The sequence below is a fragment of the Bradyrhizobium neotropicale genome, from assembly GCF_001641695.1.
Taxonomy (GTDB): domain Bacteria; phylum Pseudomonadota; class Alphaproteobacteria; order Rhizobiales; family Xanthobacteraceae; genus Bradyrhizobium; species Bradyrhizobium neotropicale.
In genome coordinates this window covers 242,851-249,653 of record NZ_LSEF01000100.1, presented here as the reverse complement: position 1 = coordinate 249,653, position 6,803 = coordinate 242,851, and the positions used below count along the sequence as shown (strand labels likewise).

Annotated in this window: 7 protein-coding genes; 5 read left to right on the top strand and 2 right to left on the bottom strand. The window is 64.0% G+C overall.

Going from position 1 to position 6,803, the window contains the following annotated elements:
- From AXW67_RS34630 to xth, 3 genes are all read left to right on the top strand, one after another.
- Positions 1 to 2,016: DNA translocase FtsK (locus AXW67_RS34630; protein WP_245315810.1), on the top strand; the 2,016-nt coding region annotated here is incomplete at its 5' end.
- A gap of 182 nt (positions 2,017 to 2,198) precedes the next feature.
- Positions 2,199 to 2,930, top strand: a complete 732-nt coding sequence (locus tag AXW67_RS34625) for an outer membrane lipoprotein carrier protein LolA (protein WP_035685649.1) — start codon at positions 2,199 to 2,201, stop codon at positions 2,928 to 2,930.
- A 115-nt stretch (positions 2,931 to 3,045) separates the two neighbouring features.
- On the top strand, positions 3,046 to 3,861 hold the full coding sequence (gene xth / locus AXW67_RS34620; RefSeq protein WP_063681519.1) for an exodeoxyribonuclease III: 816 nt from the start codon (positions 3,046 to 3,048) through the stop codon (positions 3,859 to 3,861).
- Between the two features lie 122 nt (positions 3,862 to 3,983).
- Here the strand turns inward: xth and AXW67_RS34615 are convergent, their stop codons facing one another.
- Together AXW67_RS34615 and AXW67_RS34610 are read right to left on the bottom strand one after the other, a co-directional pair.
- Positions 3,984 to 4,427, bottom strand: coding sequence for a cyclic nucleotide-binding domain-containing protein (locus AXW67_RS34615; RefSeq protein ID WP_027554028.1), 444 nt, complete (start codon positions 4,425 to 4,427; stop codon positions 3,984 to 3,986).
- Positions 4,428 to 4,485: 58 nt separating this feature from the next.
- The gene (locus AXW67_RS34610; protein ID WP_027554029.1) at positions 4,486 to 5,172 is read right to left on the bottom strand and encodes a response regulator transcription factor; all 687 of its coding nucleotides are present in this window, start codon (positions 5,170 to 5,172) and stop codon (positions 4,486 to 4,488) included.
- 204 nt (positions 5,173 to 5,376) lie between these two features.
- Between AXW67_RS34610 and AXW67_RS34605 the strand changes: the two genes are divergently transcribed.
- Entirely contained in the window at positions 5,377 to 5,946 is a 570-nt protein-coding gene (locus AXW67_RS34605) for a L,D-transpeptidase family protein (RefSeq protein WP_063681518.1), read from the top strand.
- Positions 5,947 to 5,952: 6 nt separating this feature from the next.
- On the top strand, positions 5,953 to 6,738 hold the full coding sequence (locus AXW67_RS34600) for a 2-keto-4-pentenoate hydratase (protein WP_063681517.1): 786 nt from the start codon (positions 5,953 to 5,955) through the stop codon (positions 6,736 to 6,738).
- Positions 6,739 to 6,803 lie beyond the last annotated feature (65 nt).

Genomic DNA, 6,803 nt, shown 5'->3' with positions numbered 1-6,803 from the left:
CCCGCCGTGATCTTCGGACCGCCCGGCATAATCTATCGCATGGTGCTCGGCGCCATCCTGTTCGTGGCGATGGCCGCGACCTTCCTGATCGCCTGCGGCCTCGGCGCCCGCGAGCACGACGAGGAGCTCGCATCGATCGAGGACGAAGATGCGCCGATTGAGGAGGACGAAGACCAGGATCGCGGCTCGGTGTCGCTGGGCTGGCTGTTCCATGCGTTGATGAGCACGAAGGCACGGCTCACCTGGCTGCTCGGCACCGCCTATCGCACGCTGGTCTCGAGCGGGTCCAAGGCCCGCGCCGTTAGCTTCGATCGTCAGGAGCCGAATCTCGGCGGCGGCCGCGCCGCACCCTCGATCTCGCCGCAGTCCGAGGACGAGGACTACGAGGAAGAGCACGAGGAAGAGGAGGAGGAAGAAGAGGAAGAGGAAGAGGAGCCCGCCGCGCGCGCGCCGCGCAAGAAGGCTGCGCCGAAGGCGGCTGCGAAGAAATCCTCCGACAAGTTCGATCTTCCCTCCGTCTCGATGCTGGCGGCGCCGAAGGCCGCCGATCGCCAGCCGCTCAGCAAGGCCGAGCTCGAGGCCAATTCGCGCGCGCTCGAAGGTGTGCTGCAGGACTTCGGCGTGCGCGGCGAGATCGTGAAGGCCAATCCGGGTCCCGTCGTCACGTTGTACGAGCTGGAGCCCGCGCCCGGTATCAAATCGTCCCGCGTGATCGGCCTGTCCGACGACATCGCCCGCTCGATGAGCGCGCTGTCGGCGCGCGTCGCCGTCGTTCCCGGCCGCAACGCCATCGGCATCGAACTGCCGAACGCGCATCGCGAAAAGGTTTACCTGCGCGAACTGCTCGTCGCGAAGGAGGCGACCGAGACGGTGGCGAAACTGCCGCTCTGCCTCGGCAAGACCATCGGCGGCGATCCCGTCATCATCGATCTCGCGCGCACGCCGCACATGCTGATCGCCGGTACCACCGGCTCCGGCAAATCGGTCGCCATCAACACCATGATCCTCAGCCTAGTCTATAGGCTGCGGCCCGATCAATGCCGGCTGATCATGGTCGATCCGAAGATGCTCGAACTGTCCGTCTATGACGGTATTCCCCATCTGCTCACGCCCGTCGTGACCGATCCGAAGAAGGCGGTGGTCGCGCTGAAATGGGCCGTGCGCGAGATGGAAGAGCGCTACAAGAACATGGCCAAGCTCGGTGTACGCAACATCGACGGCTACAACACGCGCCTGGTCGAATTGAAGGCCAAGGGCGAAGAGCCGACGCGCACGGTGCACACCGGCTTCGACAAGGAGACCGGCAAGGCGATCTACGAGGAAGAAAAGCTTTCGCTCGAGCCGCTGCCCTACATCGTCATCATCGTCGACGAAATGGCCGACCTGATGATGGTCGCCGGCAAGGACATCGAAGGTGCGGTGCAGCGCCTCGCGCAGATGGCGCGTGCCGCCGGCCTGCATGTGATCCTTGCGACGCAGCGTCCGTCGGTCGACGTCATCACCGGCACCATTAAGGCGAACTTCCCGACACGCATCGCCTTCCAGGTCACCTCCAAGATCGACAGCCGAACCATCCTCGGCGAGATGGGCGCCGAGCAGCTGCTGGGCCAGGGCGACATGCTCTACATGGCGGGCGGCGGCCGTATCAGCCGCGTGCATGGCCCGTTCGCGTCCGACGAGGAAGTCGAGAAGGTGGTGCGTCACCTCAAGACGCAGGGACAGCCGGAATACCTCGAGGCGGTCACGGCCGAGGAGCCGACCGAGGACGAGGACGGCGCGGTGTTCGACGCCACCGGCATGGGCGCAGATGGCGGCGGCGACCTGTTCGCGCAGGCCGTTGCGATCGTCAAACGCGACCGCAAGGCCTCGACCAGCTACATCCAGCGCCGTCTGCAAATCGGCTATAACCGTGCCGCATCGCTGATGGAGCGCATGGAACTGGAAGGCATTGTCGGCCCCGCCAATCACGCCGGCAAACGCGAGATTCTGGTCGAGGAAGAAGACAGCCATATGTGAGGCAAGCCGCCTCAGAATGATATTTTCACGCAAAAACGATCTGCTTTTGCCCGAAATCACGGTAAAAGGGCGCCTTAGCATAACAGGACGATGCGTTGACCAGACATCCGGACATTCGATTCGCTGCCTCCTTCGCCGCGCGAAGCGCGCGCGTTGTCGGCGTGCTTCTCGTCACCGCCGGGATGGTGACCGCGACATCGTTTGCCCAGAACGTGCCTGTGCCGAAGCCCGCGCCGAAGGGCCGGGACGGGTCAGCTTCCGACGCACAGCGCGGGCCTGCGACGACGGGCGCGACGCAGGCGCCACCGAATCCGATCATCCCGGATCCTCGCCGCAACGTGCCGAGCAGCATCTTCCAGACTTTCGATGCGAACCAGAAGGCCCAGGCCGCCAAGGTCAGCGCCTATCTGTCCTCGCTGTCGACGCTGGTCGGGAATTTCGTCCAGGTCGGCCCCGACGGCAGCAAGACGCAAGGCGATTTCTACATCCAGAAGCCCGGCAAGATGCGCGTCGAGTACGATCCGCCGAGCCCGATCGACATCATCGCCGATGGCTCGTCGGTGGTCGTGCGCGACCGCAAGCTCGCGACCCAAGACGTCTACCCGCTGTCGCAGACGCCGCTGCGCTTCCTGCTGTCGGACCGCATCGATCTGATGAAGGACACCAACGTCGTCAGCGTGACCGCGGACGATCTCTTCATCAGCGTCACCATCGAGGAGAAGCAGGCGCTGGTCGGCACCAGCCGCCTGCTGCTGATGATCGGCGCCAAGGACGGCCAGTTGAAGCAGTGGACCGTGACCGACCCGCAGGGCTACGACACCACCTTCGCGGTCTATAATCTGGATACGAGCAAGAGGCTCGATCCCAGCATGTTCAAGATCGACTTCACCAATTACGGCCCCGCACCGGGTTAGGTTCGCAGGGTGGGCAAAGCGACGCGTGCCCACCATTCCCACGCTCGAAAAGACGGTGGGCACGGCGCTTTGCGCCTTTGCCCACCCTGCGGGAGCTTGCTAAGACGCAGTTCCCATGCGTCTTTCCCTGACAACCTGGAACATCAATTCGGTGCGGCTGCGCATCGATCTCGTCGCGAAATTCCTCAAGAGCGCGCGGCCGGACGTGCTGTGCCTGCAGGAGACCAAGTGCATCGACGATGCCTTTCCGCTGAAGCGATTCAAGCGGCTCGGCTATGAGCATGTCGCGCTGAACGGGCAGAAGGGCTATCACGGCGTCGCCATCGTCTCGAAGATTCCGTTCGAGTCGAAGGATGTCCGCACCTTCTGCGACAAGGTGGATTCGCGCCACATCTCGGTGTCGTTCGGCGAAAAAGCCAACATCGCAAAGCCGCTCGTGCTGCACAATTTCTACGTCCCCGCCGGCGGCGACATTCCCGATCCCGCGCTGAATGAGAAGTTCGATCACAAGCTCCGCTTCCTCGACGAGATGAAGGCCTGCGAGCCGCTGCATCCGCGCGGTGAGGACCGCCACATCCTGGTCGGCGATCTCAACGTCGCCCCGCACGAGAACGACGTGTGGTCGCACAAGCAGCTTTTGAAGGTGGTGTCGCACACACCGGTCGAAACCGAGAAACTGCTGGCGGCACTGAATGCCGGCGAATGGATCGACGTCGCGCGCGAGCGCATCCCGATGTCGGAGAAGGTCTATACGTGGTGGAGCTACCGTTCCGCCGACTGGACCGTCGGCGACCGCGGCCGCAGGCTCGACCACATCTGGGTCTCGCGGGCACTGAAGGATGCCGTCAGCGATTTCAGGATCTTGCGCGACGCGCGGAGCTGGGAGCGGCCGTCGGACCACGTCCCGGTGACGGTGACGCTGGAGGTGTGACCTCTCGTCATTCCGGGGCGCGCCTAGCGCGAGCCCGGAATCCATTCATCCACACTCTCTGCGGCTCCATGGATTCCGGGCTCGCAACTTTCGTTGCGCCCCGGAATGACGAGGGGAGAGAGCTACGACGTCAGCTTCGCGCCGGCCATCAGAATGTCGCTGGCGATCTGGCTGGAGCGAACTGCAAATTCATCGCGGAGGCGGACCGCGGCGGCAGGGTCGCTCTCCAGCACGCGCTGAAACAGGCTGCGCGAGACGCGGATGACGGAGGAATGCTCAAGCGCGATCGCGCTCGACGGCCGCTTCATCGGCACCACCAGCGCGAGCTCGCCGATCAACGCGCCAGGACCTGCGATCATCTCAGCGCCGGCGCCGTCATCGACCCGAAAGGCACCGCGCTGGACCACGAAGCCGGCATCGGCGTCGTCGCCGAGATTGAACAGGACGTCGCCGCGGACGAAGTCGCGCTGCTCGGAGCCGATCGCGAGCATGCGCAACGAGGCGTCTCCCAACAGGCGCAGGGTCGGGACACGCTCGAGCAGCGCTACGTCGTCGTCGATTGACATTCAGGTCCGAGGCTCAAAGGCGCGCGATTTGAAACGATTCGTGCGCCTCTGAAGCGTATCACGGCACCAGCTTGTAGCCACCGGCTTCCGTGACCAGGATTTCCGGGTTGGCCGCGTCCTTCTCGATCTTCTGGCGGAGGCGGTAGATGTGGGTTTCCAGTGTGTGGGTGGTGACGCCGGAATTGTAGCCCCAGACCTCCTGGAGCAGGGTCTCGCGCGAGACCGGCATCTGGCCGGCCCGGTAGAGGAAGCGCAGGATCGCCGTTTCCTTCTCCGTCAGCCGCACCTTGCGGGCGTTGGCGGCGGTCAGCATCTTGGAGCCGGGGCGGAAGCTGTAGGGGCCGACCGAGAACACCGCGTCCTCGCTGGCCTCGTGCTGGCGAAGCTGCGCGCGGATGCGCGCAAGCAGCACGGCAAAACGGAAGGGCTTTGCGACATAATCGTTGGCACCGGATTCCAGGCCCAGAATAGTGTCGGAGTCGGTGTCATGGCCCGTCAGCATGATGATCGGGGCCTTGAATCCGCCCTTGCGCAAGGAGCGGACCACCTCGCGGCCGTCGGTATCGGGCAGGCCAACATCCATCAGAACGAGATCGGGGGAGTTGGCCTTCGCGGCGCTGGCTCCCTTGGCGCCGGTATCGACGGCGGAAGCTTCAAATTCTTCGTGCAGCGATAATTGCTCCACCAACGTATCGCGCAGATCGGAATCGTCATCCACGATCAGGATCTTGCGGGCATTGGGCATTGGGGATCATCCTTTTGGAGTCCGGCTCGACGCGCGCGGATGCCGCGCCCAGCCGCGATGGTAAAGTTTAGGGGTCGCTGTTTTTATTGTTGTTCGTCTTGAAGTAGTGGGCTGTTACCGATTCACAAGCCAGAACTACTCTAACTCAGAATAGCAGGCCGTCTTGATGAATGTCCCGTAATGAATTCGACATCGCACGTTCGTATGAAAAATAGAGCGATTTCAGTTGGTTACATCAAGAATCGTCGCGCGGGACCGCTATCGGCGATCCGCGTTAAGCCTGCCGCCGGTAATCCGCGCCGGGGTTGGCTGACGGCCGGAGAGCTGATGATTCCGGTGGCGCTGGGGCGCGGCGGCATTCTGGCCAACAAGCGTGAGGGCGATGGCGGCACCCCCAGGGGCAGCTTCCGGCCGCGGCAATTATGGTGGCGGGGCGATCGCCACAGCCGCCCGCAAACATTCCTGCCGGCGCGAAGCATCGGCGATGAGGATGCCTGGTGCGAGAACCCAAGCGACCGGCACTACAATCAGGCGGTCCGGCTCGGGCGGGAGCAGGGCGGCGACCGGCTCAAGCGGGCTGACCACCTCTACGATTTCATCATCGAGATCGATCACAACACGAAGCCTCGCATCGCCGGCCGGGGCAGCGCAGTGTTCCTGCATCTGGCCCGCGACAATTTCGGTCCGACCGCGGGTTGCGTCTCGATGACCAAGTCCGCGATGCTGCAATTGCTGCGGCGGCTGGGGCCGCGGACGAAAATCATCATCGGGTGAGGGACCATGCTCGATAAGGACCAGATCGTCGCAGCATCGCGCGTCCTCGTCAGACATTGGCGCGACGGCACCAAGCTCGACGCGCTCGAGGCCTCCTTGCGGCCACGGAGCCGCGCCGAAGGCTACGCCGTGCAGGCCGCGCTCGAAGCAAACTCGCCCGGGAAATTGTTCGGCTGGAAGATCGCGGCAACGAGCGAGGCCGGACAGAAGCACATCAATGTCGCGGGCCCCATGGCCGGACGCATCCTGAGCGACACCGTCATCGCCGATGGCGGCAGCGCATCGATGAAGGGCAACGAGATGCGCGTCGGCGAACCCGAATTCGCCTTCCGCATGGGACGCGACCTGCCGCCGCGCGCGACACCTTACAGCGTCGACGAAGTGCTTGCCGCGGTCGAGACCCTGCATCCCGCGATCGAGATTCCGGATTCGCGCTTCGCCGATTTCGTCGGCGCCGGCGAGGCCCAGCTCATCGCCGACAATGCCTGCGCGCACCTGTTCGTGCTGGGCGCATCGACCTCCGCCAATTGGCGGGCGATGGATCTCGTCGAGGAGCGGCCGCAGATCACGCTGCGCGGCCAGCATTACATCGGCCACGGCAGGAACGTGCTGGGCGATCCCCGTGTCGCGCTGGCCTGGCTTGCCAACGAGCTGCGCGAACTAGGCATCACCTTGAGGGCAGGGGAGGTGGTGACGACAGGCACGTGCCATCCGCCGCTGCCGATCCAGGCGGGCGACGAATTCGCGGCGGACTTTGGTGTGTTGGGAAGGGTGTCGGTGAGATTCGGTTAGCCCGCCACATACTCCGCCGTCATTGCGAGCGCAGCGAAGCAATCCAGACTGTCTTCGAGGAAAGA

What these genes read in the sequence shown, in the direction of transcription:
- AXW67_RS34615 (WP_027554028.1), bottom strand. Translation starts at nt 4,427, where the DNA reads ATGTCAATCGACGACGACGTAGCGCTGCTCGAGCGTGTCCCGACCCTG.
- AXW67_RS34600 (WP_063681517.1), top strand. Translation starts at nt 5,953, where the DNA reads ATGCTCGATAAGGACCAGATCGTCGCAGCATCGCGCGTCCTCGTCAGA.
- AXW67_RS34605 (WP_063681518.1), top strand. Translation starts at nt 5,377, where the DNA reads ATGAAAAATAGAGCGATTTCAGTTGGTTACATCAAGAATCGTCGCGCG.
- AXW67_RS34610 (WP_027554029.1), bottom strand. Translation starts at nt 5,172, where the DNA reads ATGCCCAATGCCCGCAAGATCCTGATCGTGGATGACGATTCCGATCTG.
- xth (WP_063681519.1), top strand. Translation starts at nt 3,046, where the DNA reads ATGCGTCTTTCCCTGACAACCTGGAACATCAATTCGGTGCGGCTGCGC.
- AXW67_RS34625 (WP_035685649.1), top strand. Translation starts at nt 2,199, where the DNA reads ATGGTGACCGCGACATCGTTTGCCCAGAACGTGCCTGTGCCGAAGCCC.